19 protein-coding genes and 2 pseudogenes are annotated in these 22912 nt (G+C 63.8%); 10 read left to right on the top strand and 11 right to left on the bottom strand.

Features of this window, described 5'->3' with window-relative positions:
- Positions 1–63: 63 nt before the first annotated feature.
- Genes AC0L28_RS03455 through AC0L28_RS03440 form a run of 4 tightly spaced genes read right to left on the bottom strand, consistent with a single transcriptional unit; the run spans position 64 to position 6895 of the window.
- On the bottom strand, positions 64–2151 hold the full coding sequence (locus tag AC0L28_RS03455) for a hypothetical protein (protein WP_473475546.1): 2088 nt from the start codon (positions 2149–2151) through the stop codon (positions 64–66).
- Positions 2152–2154: 3 nt separating this feature from the next.
- Positions 2155–4980: a DUF4159 domain-containing protein gene (locus AC0L28_RS03450; protein ID WP_473475544.1), complete on the bottom strand. Its 2826-nt coding sequence runs from the start codon at positions 4978–4980 to the stop codon at positions 2155–2157.
- Positions 4977–5891 (bottom strand): DUF58 domain-containing protein, encoded by a 915-nt coding sequence (locus tag AC0L28_RS03445; RefSeq protein ID WP_023799950.1) that lies wholly within the window; start codon positions 5889–5891, stop codon positions 4977–4979. The genes AC0L28_RS03450 and AC0L28_RS03445 overlap by 4 nt, the downstream gene beginning before the upstream one ends.
- Entirely contained in the window at positions 5891–6895 is a 1005-nt protein-coding gene (locus AC0L28_RS03440) for an AAA family ATPase (RefSeq protein WP_023799949.1), read from the bottom strand. The genes AC0L28_RS03445 and AC0L28_RS03440 overlap by 1 nt, the downstream gene beginning before the upstream one ends.
- Before the next feature lie 146 nt (positions 6896–7041).
- Here AC0L28_RS03440 and AC0L28_RS03435 point away from each other — a divergent pair, with 146 nt between their 5' ends.
- The 3 genes from AC0L28_RS03435 (at position 7042) to AC0L28_RS03425 (ending at position 9662) form a co-directional block, all read left to right on the top strand.
- The gene (locus tag AC0L28_RS03435) at positions 7042–7671 is read left to right on the top strand and encodes a DUF1285 domain-containing protein (RefSeq protein WP_023799948.1); all 630 of its coding nucleotides are present in this window, start codon (positions 7042–7044) and stop codon (positions 7669–7671) included.
- A gap of 93 nt (positions 7672–7764) precedes the next feature.
- Positions 7765–8397 carry a CoA pyrophosphatase gene (locus tag AC0L28_RS03430; RefSeq protein ID WP_128169702.1) on the top strand — a complete coding sequence of 211 codons (633 nt, stop codon included), beginning with the start codon at positions 7765–7767 and terminating at the stop codon, positions 8395–8397.
- Complete coding sequence (locus AC0L28_RS03425; RefSeq protein ID WP_473475541.1) at positions 8394–9662, top strand: CCA tRNA nucleotidyltransferase; 1269 nt, start codon at positions 8394–8396, stop codon at positions 9660–9662. Before AC0L28_RS03430 ends, AC0L28_RS03425 begins: the two co-directional genes overlap by 4 nt.
- A 5-nt stretch (positions 9663–9667) precedes the next feature.
- Here the strand turns inward: AC0L28_RS03425 and AC0L28_RS03420 are convergent, their stop codons facing one another.
- From AC0L28_RS03420 to hemF, 3 genes are all read right to left on the bottom strand, one after another.
- Complete coding sequence (locus tag AC0L28_RS03420; RefSeq protein ID WP_023799945.1) at positions 9668–9853, bottom strand: DUF1059 domain-containing protein; 186 nt, start codon at positions 9851–9853, stop codon at positions 9668–9670.
- 245 nt (positions 9854–10098) lie between these two features.
- On the bottom strand, positions 10099–10359 hold the full coding sequence (locus AC0L28_RS03415; RefSeq protein WP_023799944.1) for a DUF1344 domain-containing protein: 261 nt from the start codon (positions 10357–10359) through the stop codon (positions 10099–10101).
- Positions 10360–10605: 246 nt separating this feature from the next.
- Positions 10606–11520 (bottom strand): oxygen-dependent coproporphyrinogen oxidase, encoded by a 915-nt coding sequence (hemF, locus tag AC0L28_RS03410; RefSeq protein ID WP_128174433.1) that lies wholly within the window; start codon positions 11518–11520, stop codon positions 10606–10608.
- Positions 11521–11625: 105 nt separating this feature from the next.
- Here hemF and AC0L28_RS03405 point away from each other — a divergent pair, with 105 nt between their 5' ends.
- Positions 11626–11883 (top strand): hypothetical protein, encoded by a 258-nt coding sequence (locus AC0L28_RS03405; RefSeq protein ID WP_455837943.1) that lies wholly within the window; start codon positions 11626–11628, stop codon positions 11881–11883.
- Here AC0L28_RS03405 and soxR read toward each other — a convergent pair.
- Together soxR and AC0L28_RS03395 are read right to left on the bottom strand one after the other, a co-directional pair.
- Positions 11880–12326, bottom strand: coding sequence for a redox-sensitive transcriptional activator SoxR (gene soxR, locus AC0L28_RS03400; RefSeq protein ID WP_023799942.1), 447 nt, complete (start codon positions 12324–12326; stop codon positions 11880–11882). The genes AC0L28_RS03405 and soxR overlap by 4 nt on opposite strands.
- A 205-nt stretch (positions 12327–12531) precedes the next feature.
- The gene (locus tag AC0L28_RS03395; RefSeq protein WP_128169704.1) at positions 12532–12990 is read right to left on the bottom strand and encodes a tRNA (cytidine(34)-2'-O)-methyltransferase; all 459 of its coding nucleotides are present in this window, start codon (positions 12988–12990) and stop codon (positions 12532–12534) included.
- Positions 12991–13861: 871 nt separating this feature from the next.
- Here AC0L28_RS03395 and AC0L28_RS03390 point away from each other — a divergent pair.
- The 6 genes and pseudogenes from AC0L28_RS03390 (at position 13862) to AC0L28_RS03365 (ending at position 20218) form a co-directional block, all read left to right on the top strand.
- A pseudogene (locus tag AC0L28_RS03390) lies at positions 13862–15737 on the top strand (ABC transporter ATP-binding protein).
- Between the two features lie 53 nt (positions 15738–15790).
- Positions 15791–17674: an ABC transporter ATP-binding protein gene (locus AC0L28_RS03385; protein ID WP_473475537.1), complete on the top strand. Its 1884-nt coding sequence runs from the start codon at positions 15791–15793 to the stop codon at positions 17672–17674.
- Positions 17675–17705: 31 nt separating this feature from the next.
- On the top strand, positions 17706–18020 hold the full coding sequence (locus tag AC0L28_RS03380) for a DUF6665 family protein (protein ID WP_473475535.1): 315 nt from the start codon (positions 17706–17708) through the stop codon (positions 18018–18020).
- A gap of 257 nt (positions 18021–18277) precedes the next feature.
- A pseudogene (locus AC0L28_RS03375) lies at positions 18278–18490 on the top strand (calcium/proton exchanger); the annotation flags it as partial.
- 387 nt (positions 18491–18877) lie between these two features.
- Positions 18878–19465 carry a BA14K family protein gene (locus AC0L28_RS03370; protein ID WP_473475533.1) on the top strand — a complete coding sequence of 196 codons (588 nt, stop codon included), beginning with the start codon at positions 18878–18880 and terminating at the stop codon, positions 19463–19465.
- Positions 19466–19741: 276 nt separating this feature from the next.
- Complete coding sequence (locus AC0L28_RS03365) at positions 19742–20218, top strand: histidine kinase (protein WP_128178093.1); 477 nt, start codon at positions 19742–19744, stop codon at positions 20216–20218.
- 37 nt (positions 20219–20255) lie between these two features.
- Here the strand turns inward: AC0L28_RS03365 and ppk2 are convergent, their stop codons facing one another.
- Positions 20256–21089 carry a polyphosphate kinase 2 gene (gene ppk2 / locus AC0L28_RS03360; protein ID WP_128178101.1) on the bottom strand — a complete coding sequence of 278 codons (834 nt, stop codon included), beginning with the start codon at positions 21087–21089 and terminating at the stop codon, positions 20256–20258.
- Between the two features lie 72 nt (positions 21090–21161).
- On the bottom strand, positions 21162–22841 hold the full coding sequence (locus AC0L28_RS03355; protein WP_023799932.1) for a SulP family inorganic anion transporter: 1680 nt from the start codon (positions 22839–22841) through the stop codon (positions 21162–21164).
- Positions 22842–22912: the final 71 nt, after the last annotated feature.

The following is a 22912-nucleotide window of genomic DNA, read 5'->3' as shown; positions in this document are numbered from 1 at the left end:
CGGAGGCAAGACCCGTGGGCTCGGCCACCTTCTCCCACAAGGGGAGAAGGAAAGTCGGCGTCGCTAACGCCCCTCTCGGTACCACATCGAGCCCAATGCCAGAAGCAGCAGGCCGAGGCCGAGGAACCCGCCGAACAGCGGCACGCGCGAGACGGCCTTCAGCACGCTGTCGTCGGTGGTGCGCAGGCCGATCCAGTCGTTGCCGGCCGCCGCGCCCGTGGAGCGGACCGGGACGACCGACGGCAGCGTCACGCCGCTTGTGAGATTGCCAAGGGTGGACGATTGCGCCAGCCGGCGCACGCTGCCGCCGGTGGCCTCGGCCGGGGCTCTCAGCCGGTTCTCGGTGGAGACGACGTCGGTGAATTCCGGTGCGTTGACCGGGCCGACATGGGCAAGCGCTTTCAGGTCGCCATTGCCGACCTGATAGAGGCCGATCTCGCTGGTCTCGATGCTGCCGAGGAAGACGCCGGGTTCGGCTCTCTCGAGCTTGACGGTCATCGCCTTGCCGGACGGGGTGATGATCTGCGCCGGGCCGGGATCGTCGCTCATCGTCTGGCGGCGGAGTTCCAGCATCATGCCGCGGCCGTCGGCAGTCAGCCGCTCCTCCTCGAGTTCGGGCTCCTTCATCAGCCAGTGGGCGATGCGGCGATAGAGCTGGACATGCGGGCCGCCGCCCTCGAAGCCGCGCGCCCACAACCAGCCCTGGTCGGACAAAAACATGCCGACGCGGCCTTCACCCTTGCGGTCGAGCAGCAGCAGCGGACGGTTGTCGGCGCCCTTCATTACCGCCTCGCCCCCGGGGTTCTCGACGCCGATGGTGCGGAACCAGCGGCTCCAGTGCGGCGGCTCGGTGGCGGAGCCGTCAAGCCCGCGCGTCACCGGATGGCGCTGGCCGAGCTCGGTGAGGCGCGGATAAAAGGCCTTTTCGACGACTTCGCCGGTCGGCATCGCCGGCAGCGCCGACATCAAAGGCGTGCGGGCGATGGAACTTTCGCCGGCATATTCGGGTCCTGCCGCGATCAGCAGCGCGCCGCCCTTTTCAACATATTCGGCGATGTAGTCGTAATAGAGGACCGGCAGCACGTCGCGGTGCTGGTAGCGGTCGAAGATGATCAGGTCGAAATCCTTGATCTTCTCGACGAACAGTTCGCGCGTCGGGAAGGCGATCAGCGACAATTCGTTGATCGGCGTGCCGTCCTGCTTTTCCGGCGGCCGCAGAATGGTGAAGTGGACAAGATCGACCGAGGCGTCGGATTTCAGAAGGTTGCGCCAGGTGCGTTCGCCGGCATGCGGTTCGCCGGAGACCAGCAGCACGCGCAAATTCTCGCGGATGCCGTCGATCAGCGCGATGGCGCGGTTGTTGGTGTCGGTGAGTTCGTCGGGCTCGGGATCGATGGCAAGCTCGACGATGTTGCGGCCGGCGCCGGGAATGGTCACCTGCAGCGGCATGGCCTGGCCGATGGTGGCGCGCTCGACCGAAACCTGCTCGCCATTGACCGAGACGCGCACATCGACCGAGCCCGCCTCGTTGTTGGTACCGATGACGCGATAGGTCATTTCGAGCGGCTTGCCGACCAAACCGAAGCGCGGCGCATTCTCGAAGCGGATGCGGCGATCCTTTTCCTGGTCGTTGCCGGTGATCAGCGCGTGCAGCGGGGCGTTGAAGTCGGGCGTGCCGCCCGGGGCGTCATGCACCTCGCCGTCGGTGATCATGATGGCGCCGCCGATGCGCGAAGGCGGCACGTCGCGGAAAGCGCTCTCAAGCGCCCCGAAAAGCCGCGTTTCGGTGCGCTCCTCGGCGGCTTCCGACTTGCCGGCCTCGACGACGCGGATGTCGAATTGCTTGAAGCGGCCGAGGCGCTGCTGAAGCCCGGCCAGCGCCTCGTCGGTCTGCCTGGTGCGCTCGCCAATGTCCTGGCTCTGGCTGCGGTCGACGACGACGGCGACGACGCTTTTCAGCGCCTCGCGCTCTTCGTCGAGCAACACCGGGTTGAGCAGGGCAGCAGTCAGCGCCAGCAGGGCGGCAAAACGGAAGACCGCGCCGCGCTGGCGGAACCACAGGCCGACCAATGCCAGCAGCAACAGCGGCGCCAGCACCAGGCCGAGCAGCGGCCAGGAGATGAGCGGTTCGAAGGCGAGCGACAAGTTCATGGCTTACTGCCCCAGCCGTTCGAGCAGCACCGGCACATGCACCTGATCGGATTTGTAGTTGCCGGTCAGCATGTACATCATGATGTTGACGCCGCCGCGCAGCGCATAAATGCGCTGCATCGGATCCGACGGCACGGTCGGCAAAAGCGGATCGCCATTCTCGTCGACCGCCCAGGCGCCGGCGAAATCATTGGCGGTGATCATGATCGGCGAGACGCCGTCGCCGGTGCGTACCGGGCGGTTCTCGGTGTTGCTGGCTTCGAGCGACGCCGCGACCCAGAGCGGGCCGCCGGCGAAGCGTCCGGGAAACTCAGGCAGGATGTAGAAGGATTTGGTCAGCACATGGTCCGACGGCACCGGCTCCAGCGCCGGCACGTTGAGGTTGCCGAGGATGTCGCGCAGCCGCTCCGTCGCCGGGCTGGCCTGCTCCGCGCCGATGCCGGTGGCGAACTGGTCGCGCGTGTCGAACAGCACCGTGCCGCCCTGCTGCATATAGGCGTCGACGCGGGCGATCGCGGCCTGGCTCGGCATCGGCGCGGCAGGATCGATCGGCCAGTAGATCAGCGGATAGAAGGCAAGCTGGTCCTTCGAGATATCGACGCTGGCCGGCGCCCCCGGCTCGAGCGCGGTCTTCTCGATCAGAAAGCGGGTCAGGCCGTCCAGCCCGGCCTGGCTGATCGAATCGACGCTCCGGTCGCCGGTCTGCACATAGCCGATCCGGGTTTTCGAAATGTCCTCGATCGCCCGCTCATCACCGGGTTTGGCATCGTCGGCGCGGGCGATGTCGGTGTGGCCGACCAGGGCGCCGAGCGTAATCAGCAGGGCGGCGGTGGTTGCGGCGGCCGTGCCGGCGCGGCGCGGCCGGCGCGATAACAGGCCGCCCATCCAGAACACCGCCAGCGTATCAAGGACCATCAGCAGGAGAGCTGCCGCCACCAGCGGGCCCTTCAAATTGTGCGATTCGTCGAAAGCGTACTGGACGGTGGTGACCGGCACGGTGATCTGAGGACGGACCAGCGGCGCCAAGCGGCTTTCGGCATTGAGCAGATTGTGAGCGATGACGCCGGTGTCGGAGCCATACAGGCCGGGCGGATTCTCGAACGTCACCGGCAGCGGGCCGGCACCCGGCACCAGCGGCCGTGCATCCGGCGTCGGCGGCACCAGCGTGCCATCGGCTGATATCATGCGGTAGGGCGCCAGCGAGGCGGCGGCGGCTTCGGCATTGGCGACCGCCGCACCCTGGTTGCGCGACAGTTGCACGATGCGGCGCAGCATCTCGACGAAACTGCCGGAGATCGGCAGGTTCGACCAGGTCGCCTCCGGCGTGACATGGAACAGGACAAGCGTGCCTTTGCCCTTCTTCATCCCGGTCACCAGTGGCGTGCCGTCGGCAAGCGTGGCCCAGCTGCGCTCGACGATATCGGGCGTCGGCTCGGCCAGCACCTGCCTGGTGACGGTGACCTCGGCCGGTGGAGCGAGATCGGCGAAGGGGCCGGTCTTCGGAAAATCGGTGACCGGCTGCGGCGTCGTCCACGACAGCGCGCCGCCGAGCGAGCGCTCGCCGGTGCGCAACCTGACCGGCAGCAGGTCGTCGTCATTGCCGGCGGCGACCAGCCGCGAGCCGGCGAATCGCACCAGCGTGCCGCCATTGTCGACCCAGTCGACCAGCCTTTGCCGCACCTGCTGCGGAATGGTGCCGACATCGGCCATGACGATCATCGCCGGCTTCTGGTCGAGGAGCTGTGGGATGGCGTCGGCAAGGTCGGCGCTCGACGGCTCGGCCAGATCGGCGAAGGGCTGCAGCGCGCGGCGGATGTAGTACAGCGGCGACAGAAGCGGCTGCGCCTGGTCGGCTTCGGCCTGCGACAGCAGTCCGACGCGGCGGCGCTTGGAACTCTCGTCGAGCACGCGAACGGCGCCGGCCTGCCGCTGACCGTCGAGCGTGATCGAGGCGAAGTCGTTGCGCAGCTCGAAAGGCACCGCCATCGTGCCGGTGGCGGTGGATTCGCCCGGCGAGAAGGTCAGCGTGGCGTCGGCGATGCGGCGGCCCTTGTCGTCGAAGGCGCCGGCGGTCACCTGAGCCGGCGCCGGATCGCCCGGCGCGCGGATGGCGGTCAGCTCGAAGCCGTCCACCTGGTTGTCGGCGCCGGTCAGGCCGATCAGGCCAGGCCGGTCGGAGGCGGCCCAGACGACACGGGCGGCGTTCTTCGACAGAAGCGTGTTGAAGGCGGCCTCGTCGCCTTCCGCCGCCAGACCATCGGCGAGCACGGCGACGCTGGCGCCCGGCAAGCTCTCCAGGGTTGTCGCGACGCGGGCATAGACGGCCGGGCGGTCGGTCGGGATCGGCCGCGGCTTTGCCGCGCGCAGCCGGTCGAGCGCGGTGGCGGCGTCGAACGGGCCGATCTCGGCATTCGGTTTTTCGGCGGTGAAGGCGATGATGACAGGCACGTCGTTGGAGCTGGCATCGGCGATCAGCCGTTCGGCAGTGGCGACGCGCTGGCCCCAGTCGGCGGCACTTGCCCAGTCATTGTCGATGACCAACGCAAGAGCGGTGCCCTCGGCCGGCAGTCTTTCACGCGGGTTGAAGACAGGTTCGGCCAGCGCCGCAACGATAAGGGCCGCCATCAGCAGCCTGAGCAGCGTCAGCCACCACGGGCTCTGTTGCGGCGTCTCCTCGCGCTTCAGCACGCGGGCCAGGATCTTCAGCGGCGGGAAGACCTCAGTCTGCGGCTTGGGCGGGGTGAACCGCAAAAGCCACCAGATCACCGGCAGGGCCAGAAGGCCCCACAGCACCATCGGCGCTCCGAAGGAGAGCGGCAGCCAGCTCATGCGCGGATCCTCCCGGCTGAGCTGCCATCGACGGTCATCGCCATGTGGACACGCACCAGCGCATCGGAGGCGAGGCGGTCGGTGTGGTTGACGGTAAAGCTCCAGCCGAGGCGCTTGCACCAGTCGGTCAGTTCCTGGCGGCGGGCGATGTAAAGCAGTCGGTAGTCATCGCCCAGCGTTTCGGCGCGGCCGGCGGTCAGCTTGTCGCCGGTCTCGGGATCGGTGAATTCGGTGCGGCCGGCATAGGGGAATCTCTCCTCGGCCGGGTCGGCGACCTCGATCAGATGGGCACGCACGCCGTGGCGGGCGAGCACGTCAAGCCAGGCGATGGTGTCCTCGACCGGATCGAGGAAGTCGCTGACGATGACGATGTCGCAGAAGCGGCGGATGGCGGACAGGTCGGGCTTTGCCGGCAATTCGCCGGCATGGCTGAGTTGTGCTGCGATCCGCTCGGCGCCGTTGCGGGCGGTGAACGGATCGGTCAGCCCGGGCCAGGCGATGCGCTCGCCGCTGCGCGACAGAAGCTCGGCCATGGCCAGCGCCAGCACCAGCGCGCGGGACTCCTTCGAGACGGTGGCGCCGGTCGATTTGTAGAGCATGGAAGGCGAGGGATCTGCCCACAGCCACACCGTATGGGCGGCCTCCCATTCGCGGTCTCGCACATAGATGTGGTCGTCGCGGGCCGAGCGGCGCCAGTCGATGCGCGAGGAGTCGCCCTCGACATAGGGCCGGAACTGCCAGAAATTCTCGCCGATGCCGCGCTTGCGGCGGCCGTGCCAGCCGGCGATCACCGTGTTTACGATGCGACGCGCCTCGACCAGCAGGTCCGGCACCAGCGATGCCCGCAAACGGCCGCGGGCGAGCGCGTCACGCGTCGCCGCCGGAGCCTGGGCCTCGCCTATACGCGCCATCAGATGCCTTTTGCCAGTTTCGCCACCACGTCACGCACGGTCGTGCCCTCGGCACGGGCGGCAAACGTCAGCGCCATGCGGTGCTGCAGCACCGGCTCGGCCAGCGCTCTGATATCGTCGATCGACGGCGCCAGCCGTCCGTCATAAAGGGCGCGGGCGCGGGCGCACAGTGTCAGCGACTGGCTGGCGCGCGGGCCCGGGCCCCAGGCGACGTGCTTGTCGGTCTCGGCATTGCCCTGGCCGGGGCGCGCCGAGCGCACCAGTTGGAGGATCGCCTCGACGACGCTTTCCGGCACCGGCATGCGGCGAATGAGGGTCTGGATCTCCTTCAGCCGCGCCGGCTGCAACACGTTCTGCGCCTTGGCGTCCTCAATGCCGGTAGTCTCCAGGAGGATGCGGCGCTCCGCCTCGATTTCCGGATAGAGGATGTCGACCTGCATCAGGAAACGGTCAAGCTGCGCCTCGGGCAGCGGATAGGTGCCCTCCTGCTCCAGCGGGTTCTGCGTCGCCAGCACGTGGAAGGGCGCCGGCAGGTCATGGCGGACACCGGCAATGGTGACGTGGTATTCCTGCATCGCCTGCAGCAGCGCCGACTGGGTGCGCGGCGAGGCGCGGTTGATCTCGTCGGCCATCAGCAGTTGCGCGAAGATCGGCCCGGAGATGAAGCGGAACGAGCGCTTGCCGAATTCGTCCTGCTCCATCACCTCGGAGCCGAGAATATCGGACGGCATCAGGTCGGGCGTGAACTGGATGCGGCGGGAATCGAGGCCGAGCACGATGCCCAGCGTCTCGACCAGCTTGGTCTTGGCGAGGCCGGGCACGCCGACCAGTAGCGCATGGCCGCCTGCGAGCAGCGCCACCAGCGTGCGTTCGACGACGCTTTCCTGGCCGAAGATGACGCGGCCGACGCCCTCGCGAACCCTGGAAATGTCGGCCAGCGCCGTCTCGGCCAGGGCGATCATGTCCTCTTCGCTGATCGGGCTTTCCTTGATCATCACGCTCATGCAGCATCGATCCTTCTCGTTGGAAATACCGGCTTGCAGCTTCGACGCCACAGAGTGCCGCGATTCGGCCTCGCGTGGCGCCCGTCTTTGAACTTAAATCACTGACTTAGGCTGACAAGCGGAACAACAGTGACTATTTCGTGACCATGACAGAACGCGCCGACGATCGTGAAGGAAGTTTGACGGCAGCGACCGAGGCGCGCGGACTGGAGGCGCTGATCTCGCGTGCCGCCCGCGCGGGCAACGGGCCGGCGCCGGTGGATCGTTGGAATCCGGCCTTTTGCGGCGATCTCGACATGGAGATCCGGCAGGACGGCACCTGGTTCTACCAGGGCACGCCGATCGGCCGCATGCCGCTGGTGCAGCTGTTTTCCTCCGTGCTGCGCAAGGACGAAGACGGCAGGACCTACCTGGTGACGCCGGTGGAAAGGGTCGGCATCCGCGTGGTCGACGCGCCCTTCATAGCCGTCGAGATGGATGTTTGCGGCACCGGCGATGGCCAGGTCATCACCTTTCGTACCAATGTCGGCGATGTGGTCGAGGCCGGGCCGGAGCATCCGCTGCGCTTTGTCGACGAGGAGGCAACCGGCGGCCTGAAACCCTATGTGCTGGTGCGCGGACGGCTGGAGGCGCTGCTGGCGCGGCCGGTCATGTATGAATTGGTCGAGCATGGCGAGGAGATCGAGGTCGGCGGCCGAAGGATGTTTGCCGTCCGCTCGAAGGGTGCGGTCTATCCGATCATGCCGGCGGAAAAACTGCAGCGGCTGAGCGCATGAGAGGGCGACGCCAAATGGACCGGGGCCAAATGGACCGGGGCCAAATGAACCGGGGCATGATGGACCAGGTGACGCGATGAACCAGGTGACACTATGGACCAAGTGACGCCGGCGCCGTTTTCGGCCGCGGATTTTCGCGCCCGCGTCGCGGCGCAGCCGCTGGCGCATGCCGCCGACGATTATGGCGACCATCGCTTCAACCCGGGACATCCGCGTTTGAAGCTCGCAAAGGCGCTGCGCGATGCCGCCGTGCTGATCCCGGTGGTCGATCATGGACGCGATGCAACGGTTCTGCTGACCAAGCGGGCGGAAAAGCTGCGCAGCCATTCGGGGCAGGTGGCCTTTCCCGGAGGCACGATCGATCCTACCGATCCGAGCCCGGAGGCGGCGGCATTGCGCGAGACATTCGAGGAGATCGGGCTTGGCCAGGATCGGGTCGAGATCATTGGCCGCATGCCCGATTACGTCTCCGGCAGCGGCTACCGGATCGCCCCGGTGCTGGGAATAGTGCGGCCGGACTTTTCACTGACGCTGAATTCCGAGGAGGTCGACGCCGCCTTCGAAGTGCCGCTGCGCTTTCTGATGGACCCGGCCAACCACGGCCGCGACAGCCGCATGTGGAACGATCTCGAATGGGTCTTCTACGAAATGCCCTATGACGGACAGCGCATCTGGGGCGTCACCGCGGGCATCATCCGCACGCTCTATGAAAGGCTCTATACGTGAGCGGCCGGGTGTCGCTCGCGGGCAAAGCCGACTGGCTCGGGGAACGGCATTTGCAGCGCCTGCTGGCGGCTTTGGCGGATGGCGGCGAGGAGGCGCGCGTCGCCGGCGGTGCGGTGCGCAATGCGCTCATCGGCCAGCCGGTTGCCGACGTCGATATCGCCACCACAACCGTGCCTGACGAGACCATCCGCCGCGCCGAGGCGGCGGGTTTCAAGGCGGTGCCGACCGGCATCGAGCACGGCACCATCACGATTGTCGCCGGCGGCAAGCCATTCGAGGTGACCACGCTGCGCGCCGACATCGAGACCGACGGACGGCGGGCAAAAGTGTTGTTCGGGCGCGACTGGAAGGCCGATGCGGAACGACGCGATTTCACCATCAACGCGCTCTATGCCGAGGCCGACGGCACGATCGTCGACCTGGTCGGCGGCATTGCCGATATCGAGGCGCGCCGGCTGCGCTTCATCGGCGATCCGGAGGCGCGCATCCGCGAGGATTATCTGCGCATCCTACGCTTTTTCCGCTTCTTCGCCTGGTATGGCGACGGCCGGCCGGATGCCGAAGGGCTGAAGGCTTGCGCCCGGCTCAAGGAGGGGCTTGGCCAACTCTCGGTCGAGCGCGTCTGGTCCGAACTGAAGAAGCTGCTGTCGGCCCCCGATCCATCGCGCGCCCTGCTGTGGATGCGCCAGGCGGGCGTGCTCACCAGCGTTCTGCCGGAGAGCGAGAAATGGGGCATCGATGCGATCCATGCGCTGACCAGGGCGGAGAAGGATCTCGGCTGGACGCTGGACCCGCTGCTCAGGCTGGAAGCGATCGTGCCGCCGGACGCAGCGCGGATGAAGACGCTCGCCGAGCGGTTGAGGTTCTCCGTCAGCGACGCCGGTCGCCTCAGGCAGTGGGCGCTGACAGCGCCCGTCGGGCCGAAGACGACCGAAGCGGAACTCGCAAAACGGCTCTATCGCGGCGATCGTCAGGGCCTTGTCGATCGCTTGCGGCTGTCGCTCGCTTCCGCTCGAGCCCGCGCCGTCGAGGACAACGACGCGCTGCTCGAAGCTGGCGGCTTTTCGCGGCTGCTGGCCTTTGCCGGAAAATGGAAAAAGCCCGACTTTCCGCTCAAGGGCGCCGATCTGACGAGGCTTGGCGCGTCGCCCGGGCCGAAACTCGGCGCAACCCTGAAGAACCTCGAAGACGAGTGGATCGAGTCCGGCTTTGCGCTGGATCGCGGCGCACTTCTCAAGCGCGCCGCAGAAGCACTCGAAAATTAGGCAAATCAGGCCGCGTCGCGAGCCTTTTCGATGCGCGAACGGATCGCTTCGATCATCGTCTCGCGAATGATCGTCTCGCCATGCGTCTCACGCATATGCTCGACGGCACGACGCATGATCTCGGCTTCCTCGTCGGCGCGCGTATGCCAGTCACAACCCGGAACCAGCGAGCCGCAGTGGAATTCCTTCATCGGATTTCTCCCTTCCTCCTCGGAGTGCCGCATCTGCTCTGACACGGAAGCTCCAGCACCTTTGATCGACGCATGATCTCTGTCGGAAACCGGTTCGGTTTTCGGGTCATGCGCTGGCCGAACCAGCATAACACGATCGGATGGTTTTGGTTGCTGCAGAGACCGAAAAAGGCGGAGCATCGCTGCTCCGCCCTCTTGAAGCTACCCCGGAGGCAAGACCTCGTCTTGCTCCAGCGGGCAGGCCATCACTTCACGATCCTGACTGCCTCGGCAATTTTGTGCTTGCCGCTCATGTCCCACGAAACGCGGACCTTTTCGCCAGCCTTCAGGCCAGGATTCTTGAAGGCCTTGGGCAGCGTAAAGGTAGATCCGTTATCCAGAACAAGGCTCATGGCCGTTCCATCGTAAGTCTTGATCGTGCCCGTGGTGTGCTTGACCGCTGCGAAGGCAGCGCCACCAGAGGCAAGAACGGCGGCAGCCGCAACCGACATAATAAGCTTGCGCATGGCATGCTCTCCTGGAAATGAAGGCACCATTTTTCGGAGGTGCCCCACTCAATCATGGGCCGTCCGGTCGCGTCGGATCGCGGTTCCAGGGAGGCGAGAACCGCCGGCGTTTCCCGGCCCGTAACGAAAAATATTCTTGCTTTTTCAAATGGATATTAGACGAAAAAGATATTCTGCGCGCCACATTCGCCGCCAGAATCCTGCGATTTGGACCCGATTGCGACTCACGTCCAACTCACCGAGATTTTACGGCCATTTCACCTCTGGCGGCAGGCTGGACAGGATCGCGGCAACGTTGCCGCCGGTCTTCAGCCCGAAGATGGTGCCGCGATCGTGAAGCAAGTTGAATTCGACATAGCGGCCGCGGCGAATGAGCTGTTCTTCGCGGTCGCCGTCGGTCCAGTTGTCGTTGAAATTGGCCCGCACCAGATGCCCGTAGACGACGAGAAAAGTGCGCCCGACATCCTGGACGAAGTTGAAATCGGCGTTCCAGCCGCCTCTGTCCTCGTCCGAATGCAGCCAGTCGAAGAAGATGCCGCCGGTGCCGCGCGGTTCGTTGCGGTGCGGCAGATAGAAATACTCGTCGCACCAGGCCTTGAATTTCGCGTGGTCGGCGACGCCAGCGTGCTTCTCGCAGGCAAATTGCATGGCGCGGTGGAAGGCGACCGTGTCCGGGTCCCCCTGGCTGCGGCGACGGTCGAGCACCGGCGTCAGGTCGGCGCCGCCGCCGAACCATTGGCGCGAGGTGACGACCATGCGCGTGTTCATGTGCACCGCCGGCACGTTGGGGTTCCACGGATGGGCGATCAGCGAAATGCCGCTCGCCCAAAAGCGCGGGTCTTCCTCGGCGCCCGGCATCTGCTTCCTGAACTCCGGCGAGAACTCGCCATAGACCGTCGAGGTGTGGACGCCGACCTTCTCGAAGACGCGGCCGCGCATCATCGACATGGTGCCGCCGCCGCCCTTGCCGGCGTCGCGCTGCCACGGCGTCTTTTCGAAGCGGCCGGGCGACCATGAGGCCTGCGGCCCCTGCAGGTCCTGCTCGATCTGCTCGAAGGCGGCGCAGATGCGCTCGCGCAGCGTCTCGAACCACAGCCGCGCCTTCATCTTCTTCTGTTCGATGTCGGCCGGCAGCCCCGCCGGTATTTCGGGTCGTTGCAAATGCTGTCTCCTGTTGTCGGGCGTACCCCGACAAATGACTCGTCTTTTCCGGCCGCGATCCCTAATCTCTTAGGTGCAAGGGTCAAGTGTGAATGGAGTTCTTTCGTGCGCACTCCGGCAAGACCGCCGCTGGATGGCCTGAAGAAGAGGCTCGACCGTTCGCGCGCCGAGCGCGGGCGCATGCCGCGCGACGGGTTTTTGCGCGAGACCTTCGTCCTGCCGCGCTCCGATGCGCGGCTCAAGGCGAAGGAGTGGTTCGAGCGCTTTCCCAAGCAGGCCTACTGGACCGAGATCGAAAGCTGGTTCGAGCGGCCGGGCGACGTCATCGAATTCACCATCAGGCGATTGCCGGCGGCGGATTAGCGAGCGACCAACAACCGCCTTGCGCCCGGGCCTTGGGCGCTCAGCCGGTCTTCCTTGTTGCGCAGCGGGCACTTGTCGATCGACATGCAGCCGCAGCCGATGCAGTCGGTCAGCCCGTCGCGCAGCTTCTTCAACTGGGCAATCTTGCGATCGAGCTGGTCGCGCCAGGCGGTTGAAAGCACATTCCAGTCCCCGCGCGTCGGCGTGCGGCCTTCAGGCAGCGATGCCAATGCCTCGCCGATCTCGGCCAGCGAGATGCCGACCTCCTGTGCCACCTTGATGATCGCCACCCGCCGCAGCACGTCGCGGCCGTAGCGCCGCTGGTTGCCTGATGTGCGGTGGCTGCGGATCAATCCGCGCGCCTCGTAGAAATGCAGCGCCGACACTGCCACCCCGCTGCGCGTGGCCACCTGGCCGACCGTCAATTCCGTCACCGCAGCCATTTGAATTTTCCGCTTGACCTCAAGTTTAGTTGAGCTTGTAACGAAGAAACCCTTGATATGCAAACCGCAGGAGAAGGCGATGTGCGCCTGGGTACGAGTGACAAGCGAGGGTGCGGTCATTGTTCAGGAAGCAACCGGGGGCCAGGAAGCAGCCGGGGGCCAGAAAGCGGCCGGGTTGGCTGCGCCCACTGAAGATCTGCAAATCCTATCCGAGCTGCCGGATCGCCTCGCCGGCCACCATGGCGACGGAAAGCGCGACGTTGATGCTGCGCGCGCCCGGCTGCATCGGGATGATCAGTCGCGCATCCGCCGCTTCGTGGACAGGGTCAGGCACGCCTGCGGATTCGCGGCCGAACAGAAGAATGTCGGCATCGGCGAAGGCGAAATCGGTGTAGGCGGTCGCGGCTCTGGTCGACAGCAGCACCAGCCGCCGCGCTTCGCCTCTGCGCCAGTTCTCGAAGGCTTGCCAGTCGACATGCCGGGTCAGCGCCGCCATTTCGAGATAATCCATGCCGGCCCGTTTCAGCGCCCGGTCGGAGAGCGGGAAGCCGGCCGGTTCGATGATGTCGACGCCGAGACCAAGGCAAGCCGCGAAGCGCAGGATCGTCCCGGTGTTGCCGGCGATATCCGGCTGGTAGAGCGCGATGCGGAGACGGTTGTTCATTTCCGCATCCTTCTAATAAGTGGCAGATCGGCCACAACAGGTTCGCGGTTTTGGAAATTTCTGGACCGGCGGGTGGTCATTTTCTGCGAAGTCGGTTATACGGCGGGCATTGTCAACCCGAACCGATGGAGGGGTAATTCATGATGATCATGCACATCCAGCGCCCCTCATGTGGGCTTACCAGCCTGCCGGCGGTTTCGGTTCGACGATTCTCCTGACCTTTTAGACTTCGATCGCACCGATTCTTAGCCGAAACCCTTTTTCGGTCTTCGAAGGAATCCTGCGATGTTTTTCAAGCTGTCGAAGGGGCTGAACGCCCCGCCTGAGCACGCCGCTGTTCAACCCCCGTCTTTCGCTGGCCATTCAGCTGCGAACAGGCCGGATTTTTTTCCCTATTTTCACATGGAGGACGGACCGATGTTCGATCCCTGCAAAATTCCCGGTTCAAGAAACCTGCACGAGCGCAGGACGGCGACCTGGGCGCTTTTGGTCGGCGAAACCTACTCGTCGGCGGTTCACGCCGAAACCCGCCGGCGCCCGCATCGGGGCATGCTGCCGGACGTCGACTTCTCGCGCGCGGTTCCCGACCGCAGCCGGCCGTCGCTGGTGCGCCGAATCATCAGGCTGATCCGCCCTGGCGCGAAATCCGGCGCGAAACTCCGGGTCGTCGACGCAGCGCTGTCAGGATCGTCAAACGAGCCTGTCGGCGAAAAGCCCGCGACATCCTATATTGCGCGAAGCAAGATCGGCGGCCCGGGTGATTCCGGGACGCCGGTCCTTGCTGCCACGCGACCCATGACGCCATGCGCTCCCAGGACGCTACACGCTCCCGCGCGCCGAGAGCGAAAACGAGCATGTGAGTACCAAGACAATGTTCCGCTGGTTTGAAACAAGGCTCGATCCGTTCCCTGCCGAGGAGCCGGTCGAGCCGCCGAAGACGCTGATCGCCTTCTGCGTCCACTATACGCGCGGCGCCTGGCCCTACATCGCAATCGATGCGATGCTGGTGACGGCTATCGCCCTCGCCGAGGTGTGGATGTTCGGCTTCATGGGCCGGATCGTGGACTGGCTGTCGGTGCAGAATCGCGAGACATTCCTGCAGACCGAGGGCTGGAAGCTCGCAGGCATGGCTTTCATCGTGGTTTTCGCGCTGCCGGCGACGGTCTGGTTCCATGCGCTCCTCAACCAGCAGACGCTGATGGGCAACTATCCGATGCGTATCCGCTGGCAGGTGCATCGCTACCTGCTCAAGCAGTCGATGGCCTTCTACCAGGACGAGTTCGCCGGACGCATCGCGACCAAGCTGATGCAGACGGCGCTCGCCGTGCGCGAATGCGTCATCAAGCTCATCGACGTGCTCAATTATGTCGTGGTCTATTTCCTCGGCATGCTGTTCATTGTCGGTTCGGCCGACTGGCGGCTGGCAGCACCGCTTGCCGTCTGGCTTGCCGGCTATGTCTTGCTCCTGCGCTATTTCATCCCGCGATTGGGCAAGGTCGGCGAGGAGCAGGCCAACGCGCGCTCGACCATGACCGGCCGCGTCGTCGACAGCTACTCCAACATCCAGACGGTCAAGCTGTTCTCGCATGCGCGGCGCGAGGCGTCCTTCGCCCGGGAAGGCATGGCCGGCTTTCTCGATACGGTCTACCGGTCGATGCGGTTGGTGACGCAGCTCTACGGCCTGCTCTACGTCCTGAACTCACTGCTGTTGTTTTCGGTCACTGCGATCTCGCTGTGGCTTTGGCTCGGCCAAGTGGTGACGATCGGCGCCGTCGCCCTGGTCATCGGCCTCGTGCTTCGGCTCTGGGGCATGTCGCAATGGATCATGTGGGAGATGTCCACCCTGTTCGAGAATATCGGCACGGTGCAGGACGGCATCAGCTCGATCTCGCTGCCGCGCGTCGTCGAAGACAGGCCAGGCGCCAGGGACATTGTCGTGACCAAGGGCGAGATCCGTTTCGAGGACATCCGCTTCCACTACGGCAAGCAGAAAGGCATGATCGAACGCCTGTCGCTGACGGTGAAGCCGGGCGAAAAGGTCGGCATCGTCGGCCGCTCGGGCGCCGGCAAGTCGACGCTGGTCAACCTGCTGTTGCGCTTCTACGACCTTGAAAGCGGCAAGATCCTGATCGACGGCCAGGAAATCGCGGCGGTGACGCAGGATTCGCTGCGCGCCCAGATCGCCATTGGTCACGCAGGATACCTCGCTGCTGCATCGCTCAGTGCGCGAGAACATCCTTTATGGCCGACCGGACGCCAGCAACGAGATGCTGGTCGAGGCAGCACGCCGCGCCGAGGCGCTTGATTTCATATCAAGGCTTTCGGACGCCAGTGGCCGCACCGGTTTCCATGCGCATGTCGGCGATCGTGGCGTCAAATTGTCAGGCGGCCAGCGGCAACGCATCGCGATTGCCCGTGTTATGCTGAAGGACGCACCGATCCTCATTCTCGACGAAGCGACGTCTGCGCTTGATTCCGAGGCTGAGGCCGCCATCCAGGAGAACCTCTATAAGCTGATGCAAGGCAAGACCGTCATCGCCATCGCGCACCGGCTCTCGACCATCGCGGCGATGGACCGGCTCGTCGTCATGGACAAGGGCCGCATCATCGAGGAAGGTTCGCATGAGCAACTCGTCGCCAGCGGCGGGCTCTATGCGCAGCTTTGGCAGCGCCAATCGGGCGGCTTCCTGCTCGACGACGGTGCCGCCGCCAACGATGCCATCGTCAAGGGCCAAGCAGCGGAATGATGGCAGCGGAATGATGACAGTGGAATGATGGGCAGCAGAATGATGGCCGCTGAATGATGATTGCCGTCTATCGCTGGTTCGAGAACTGGGTCTATCCGTTCAGGGAGCCCGCGGACCTTCGGCCACCGGTCAGCGTCAGCGGTTTCCTCTGGCACTATGTCGGCCAGGCGAAGGTCGCCTTCTTCGCCATGCTTGTCATCGGCGGCATTGCGCCGCTGGTCGAGGCTGGGCTGTTCTACTTCGTCGGCAGGCTGGTCGACATTCTCGACCAGCTCCCTGGCGAGCGCAGCTGGGATGCGCTGTGGACTGCCGCCGGTCCCGAACTTGTCTTCATGGCCGCCGTGGTGCTGGTCGTCCGCACCATCGTCGTAGGCCTGGCGGCGCTGGTCGACGAGCAGACGATCACCCCCGGCTTCTACAATCTGGTGCGCTGGCAGGCGCACCGCCATGTCTCGCGCCAGTCCTACAACTTCTTCCAGAACGATTTCGCCGGCCGCATCGCAACAAAAGTCTGGCAGGCCGGGCAGGCGACCGGCGATTTGATGCAAAGCTTCATCGAGGTCGTCTGGTTCATGGTCGTCTATACGGTGACGACGCTGGTGCTGGTCGCCGGCCTCGACTTGCGGCTGGCGGCGCTGGTGGTGATCTGGATCACCGCCTTCGGCTGGCTGGCCAAGCGCTATTTGCCGGCGATCCGCAAGCATGCCGAGGCAACCGCCGAGGCTGGTTCGATGATCACCGGCCGCATCGTCGATTCCTATTCGAACGTGCAGACGCTGAAGCTGTTCTCGGCCGACGGCGACGACCGCTACATCAGGAGCGGCTTCGATATCTATCTTGACGCGCTGCGCCCGTTCACCCGCAGGCTGACCGGCGTGCGCATGGCGCTGACGACGCTGTCGGGGATCATGATCACCGCGATCGCCTGCTTTGCCGTCTATCTCTGGCTCGAAGGCTCGATCACCGTCGGCGCCGTCGCCTTCACGCTGTCCCTGGTGTTGCGGCTCAACATGCTGCTCGGCCGGCTGATGATGCAGCTCAACAGCATCCTGCGGAATCTCGGCGTGCTGGAAAACTCGAAGGCGCTGATCTCGCAGCCGCTCGGCCTGACCGATACGCCCGACGCGAAGGAGCTTGTCGTGACCGGCGGCCGGATCGAAGTGAACAACGTCGAGTTCCACTACGGCAAGGGATTCGGCGTGCTCAACGGCATCGATCTTGTCGTGCGGCCGGGCGAGAAGGTCGGACTGGTCGGTCCGTCCGGCGCCGGCAAGACGACGCTGGCCAATCTGATCCTGCGCCTCTACGAGCTCGAGGCCGGCAAGATCACCATCGACGGCCAGGACGTCTCGAAGGTGACGCAGAATTCGCTGCGTGCCAACATCGGCGTCGTCAGCCAGGATACCGCGCTTTTCCACCGTTCCTTGCGCGACAACATCAAGCTCGGCATGCCGGAAGCAACCGCAGCCGAGGTGATCGCGGCCGCGAAGAAGGCCGAGGCGCACGACTTCATCCTTGACTTGCGCGACAATCGCGATCGCCAGGGCTACGAGGCCTTTGTCGGCGAGCGCGGCGTGAAATTGTCTGGCGGCCAGCGCCAGCGCGTGGCGATCGCCCGCGTCTTCCTCAAGGACGCGCCGATCCTGATACTCGACGAGGCGACGTCGGCGCTCGATTCCGACATCGAGGCGGCCATCCAGGAAAATCTGGCGAGGCTGATGGAGAACAAGACGGTCATCGCCATCGCGCATCGGCTGTCGACCATCGCGGCGCTCGATCGCCTTGTGGTGCTCGACGCCGGCCGGATCGTCGAACAAGGCACGCATGACGAACTGGTGGCGCTCGACGGGCTCTATGCGCGGCTGTGGAAGCGGCAGTCCGGCGGCTTCCTATACAACGAGGAGAGCGTGCTGGAGGAGACGCGGCCGGCGGAGTAGGGCCAGATTTCAGCAAAAACCGGAGTGAAGCATGTCGGTGAGAATGCCATCGAATTTCGGACGGTCGGGAGCGCGGGAGAGCGCGCTCGACCTGCTCGGCCATGAAATCCTCGGCGAAAAGGCGGCGGCGCTCGGCCGCGCCGGCCGGCGCGTGGATGAGACGCTGGCGAGATTGCGTGAACATGGCGACGACGGCGATCAACGTGCCCGGCTGCTCAGGGACGCGGCCGAGGCGGTCCACGCCTATTTCATCCAGCGCGAATTGTGCGGCTTGCGCAAGCACGACGCGGTGATCCGGGAATACAACATCCCCAAGGCCGTGCTGGCCAGGCTCGGCGCCAAATAGACAATAGTGTTGAAAATCTGATGGTACCGAAGACAAAATACCGATTTCGACCCCGTTCCAGTCGTCCAGATCGCTCGCGCTACGGAATAAGTTGACCCGAAGCCGCCCTTCATCAGCCCATTTCGCTGCCTGATAGCTGACATTTTTGGCAACCAGCACTGATGGCTCGGAAGCCTGCTAGCGGGGTTGAAGCCATGGACCAGCCAGCGCTCGTTCTAAGACAAGCAGTATTTCGCTGATCGTATCCATGGCCCCCCTTGCTCAAAGAAATCCGTGACAATCCCGTTCTCTGGTGTTGGCCTTTGTGCCTGCGGTGTTCGTCGCCCAAGCACTCGAGCCCGAAGCACACACGCTGCTTTTTGTGCTTTCCGTGCTGGCGATCGTGCCGCTGGCTGCGCTGCTGAGCTACGCCACCGAGTCGGTGGCGACCAAGACGGGCGATACGGGTGGGCGGCCTTCTCAATGCGACGCACCAATCTCGCATCCCGCGTCAAGGTTGGCGCCAAGGTCATCGTTCTCATGCAAGGGGGCCGCCCTTTACAAGGGTGTGTGAAGCGGCATTCGGAGAGGGACAAGCAATGTCGGCAAAACGTGCAGTGGGAACTTCGATCCGGGCAACAGCAATTGGATGCCTGGCGGGGCCCTGAGCGCCTGCGTCAGCGCGCCGCCGCCGCCTCAGGAGCAGAAGTCGAGGACGCAGGTCGAGACGGCTCCAGCCGATCTGCAGCGTGAAGGAGGCTTAGGTCGGATCGCCCGCAGTGACAAGGCGGTCGACGACATGTATTTCCAGCGGGCCAGCCCAAGCGTATATCTAGGCGGGACGGCGGCCTGTCTGACCGTCAAAGGTTCGGAGCGGCTTGAGACGATTTGCCGGTTTCGGGAACAAATTTGGATCGACGACGTTTCTTCCAGTTAATGACGACGTTTCGCATACGGCAAACATTGCCACCAGCGAGGACGCGATCATGAGGTTCCTGTCAGGCATAGCGACCTCCCTGGTCGCCATTTTTGCACTTACGAGCACTGTTCCAGTTGATGCCGCACCGATCTTCGTGCCCAGGGCACAAAGCGCGCAGTCCCATGTCATCCAAATTCGAGATGGCTGGTACAGGGGTTATCGCGGCTACCGCCACTATCGTCCGAGGTACCATAGGCACAACGACTTTTGGTTCCCCGCCGGCGCATTTGTCGCTGGAGCGCTGCTCGGCAGCATGATCGCCAACAACAACGGCTACTACGGCGGGTATTACCGAAGCGGCTTCTACGGCGATCCGTATTACGGCGGACCCTATTACGGCAGACCTTATTATGGCGAACCGTATTACCGCGACCGGTATTACCGCAACCGGTATTATGGCGACCGGTATTATGGCAATGGGTATCACTCAAACAGGTCCTATCGCCCATGCTCGCCCCGGGAAGCCGATTCCGGTAATTGCTACTAGCGCGGCCTGTCGCGACATATTCTACCGCCTATCGCGAATTTGACCTTGATGTGCCCACATGGCATCATGGAATGGTAGCTGGACTGCGAAGACAAGACTTCTTGCCGCGGCGGCCGATCCCTTCAACGTGCGGCTGGCAGCCTGCCTCAGTCGACTACCCTGCTGATTTACGTTCTTGCGGTTGGGTGGGCATGAATTGAGCCCAACGAACGAGATTGGCAAGACGTCGATCTGCCTCTGTGTTCTATTCTCGAACGGTTTCGAGTGGAGGAGAAAATGGCCAACATCAAAGACACAGCTTTAGACATAAATGCGGCGCCGCCGAGCGCTGAGCAACTGCGAATGGCTCTCCTAGAGGAGCAGATGGCGGAGGCAGACAAGCAGGAAAAGCTGCGGGCGAAAAAAAATCAGGAGCTCACGAAGTTCACAGAAAGTTTCCTCAAGGACCAGGTGAACGAGAATGAAATCGCGATGGTCCGCCGCCTGGTGATGAACGCTGTCAAGAACGGCAAGTACGAAGCACTAGTATATAGTTTTCCGTCGGCCCTTTGCACTGACAGCGGCCGAGCCATCAACAGCGCTGATCCGCAATGGCCCGAAACGCTCCAGGGGAAGGCCAAGCAGTTCTATGAGCGCTACCAGAAGAATGCGAAGCCGCAGGGTTACAAGCTTAAGGCCATGATTATTAACTTCCCCGGCGGAATCCCTGGCGACGTCGGCTTCTTCTTAAATTGGGAGCCCGAAACCAAATAGGAACCGGTAATGGTTCTGAACAGCGTGTATAGCTGGGTCAAAGCACGTTCGGCACCACGTTGCGCGGAGTTGCATCGTCCACGAAGTTGTCGGGCCGCTTCTGGCGTTTGCTGAAGTTAGGTTTTTCGAACTCGACGCGCTCATAGGGGATGGAGCTCAGAATGTGCGAAATGCAGTTGATGCGCGCGCGCTTCTTGTCGTTTGACGGCACAATCCACCAGGGCGCATGCCTTGTGTCTGTTGCACGGATCATCTCGTCGTAAGCGCGGGTGTAATCCCACCAGCGGTTGTACGATTCGACATCCATCGGGCTCAGTTTCCACTGTCGAAGGGGGTCGTCGGCCCGCTGTCGGAAACGCCGCTCCTGTTCTTCCTCACTCACATCGAGGAAGTATTTGAGCAGCGTTATGCCGCTTTCGACCAGGGCGGTTTCAAACGTCGGCGCCTGTTCGAGAAAGCGCCGCGCCTGCTTGTCGCTACAGAAACCCATGACGCGTTCGACGCCAGGACGGTTGTACCAGGAGCGGTCGAATATCACGATCTCGCCTCCGGCGGGCAGGTGCTGGATGTAGCGCTGCATGTAGATCTGGGTCTTCTCTCGATCGGTCGGAGCCGGCAGGGCGACGACGCGGAACACTCGTGGGCTGACCCGCTCGGTCAGGCGCTTGATCACGCCGCCTTTCCCGGCGGCGTCACGGCCCTCGAAAATGATCGCGATGCGGGCACCAGACTTCTTCACCCAGGCCTGAAGGTGGGCAAGCTCAACATGCAACCGGGCGAGTTCCTTCGCATATTTTTTTCCTCCCGATTTCGCTTCCTCCGCCGGTTCGGATATCGTAGCCGCTGCCCTGTCTCTATTCTTCTTACTCATGTCTTCCTCCACTCCACTGGCACGCAGCCATTAAAATGACAGTTGGGTGACAGCAGGAGAGTCCCTGAACTGTCACGCTTGGGCCTCGAACGCATGATACGCCTCTTCGAGAATGTCGAAGACCATGTCGGAGCCAATGCGCTCGATCACGCCGGCGCGAACAAGGATATCGCGCGCTTCGGCGTGAAGCTCCGCTACGCCAAGCCTGATCCCGCGATTGCGCAATTCGTCACATAGCTCCTCCAGCATTGCCGCTGCCGAGCTGTCGATCTGGGAAATTGCACTTGCATCAATCAGCAGCCAGCGTGTGTCTGCCGGCAATTCCTCGGCAATGGACCGCAGCCGCGATGCGACGTAGTCGGTGTTGAAGAACAGCAGGCTGCCTTGAATGAGGCATACGGCGAGGCCGGGTACCTGACGGGCCTCGGGCGTTCGATGCAGTTTGTAGAAACCGTCATGGCCTGGAACACGGCCGAGCATAGCGTCGCGGGGAAACATCAGCTTGCGCAAAACATAGACCAGCGTCGCGCCGATCGCGATGACAACCCCGTTAAGGACGCCCAGACCGATCGGACCCCACATCGCAATGAGGGCGAAGACGAACTCCATGCGGCTGATGCGCCAAATCTGCCTAAGGGCGGCGAGATCTATCAGGCTGATTGCAGTAGCCGCAAGAATCGCCCCGAGCGCAGGGATCGGGATAATCCTTAGGGTCGGACCGAGAAACAGCAGTGTCGCGATCAGGGTCGCGGCAGCCACGATGCTCGTCACCTGCGAGCGTCCGCCAACGGTAAGGTTGACCGCCGTGCGCGAGTCGGAGGCCGTCACCGGGAAGGCGCCGAAAAGGCCCGCCCCTATGTTCGCAGCGCTAAATCCGATGAGTTCGCGGTTCGGATCGACCGGGTAGCCGCCTATTGCCCCAAAGCTGCGGGCCGTAATGATGCCGGCGCCGTAGCTCACGAGGAAGATCGCCGCGGCGCCGAGGGCCAATGTCTGGATCGGAAGGTCAGCGATCGCTGGCAACGACAACGAGGGCAACCCTGTCGGAATATCGCCGACTACGGCGATGCCGCGTCCTTCAAAGTCGAAAACGGCCGAAAGCACTACGGAGAGGACCACGACCAGCACTGGCCCGGGAACCGGAAAACGCATGGCCCGCGCGATCTGCAACAAACCGAACATCCCCAAGGCCAGCAGAAGAGACGGCCAATGTATCGATCCGGCCTTGCGCAGAAGTTCGAGGACCGGTGCGAGCAGGCCTTCCGCCTCGACCTTGACTCCGGTGAAGCGACCGATTTGGCCGATCAGGATCGAAAGCGAGATGCCGATGAAGAACCCCGTCAGGATGGGACGCGACAGGAAGGTTGCAAGAACGCCGAGCCGAAGCACCCACGCCGCCAGGCAAAACAAACCGACGCCAAGCGCGAGGATTGCTGCGATCGCAGTTCGCTCCACTTCGAGCCCGACTGGCACGCTCGCGGTAACGGCGACCAAAACCGCCGCAAGCACCGTCATCGTAGCCGCGTCCGGACCGACTATGAGCTGACGCGAGGGGCCAAAGATCGCGTAGGCAACCAGCGGCGCGATGCTCGCGTAGATGCCGGTCTCAGGCGGCAGGCCCGCTATCGCAGGATAGGCGATAGCACTGGGAAGCCCAACCGCGGCAACTGCAAGCCCGGCAGAGACATCGCTCCGCACCCAGCCCGGTTGATAACCGGAAAGGCTCGTAAGCACGGGAAGGCGCAAGCCCACCGGGTTGAATCCTTAGCTGGCATAGCTATTTTATTAGCTTCAGCGACTCTATAGCCTTGTACCGGGCCTGA

It is taken from the genome of Mesorhizobium sp. WSM4847 (assembly GCF_055811335.1).
The sequence above is the reverse complement of the archived record's forward strand: the minus strand, read 5'-3'. Positions and strand labels throughout refer to the sequence as shown.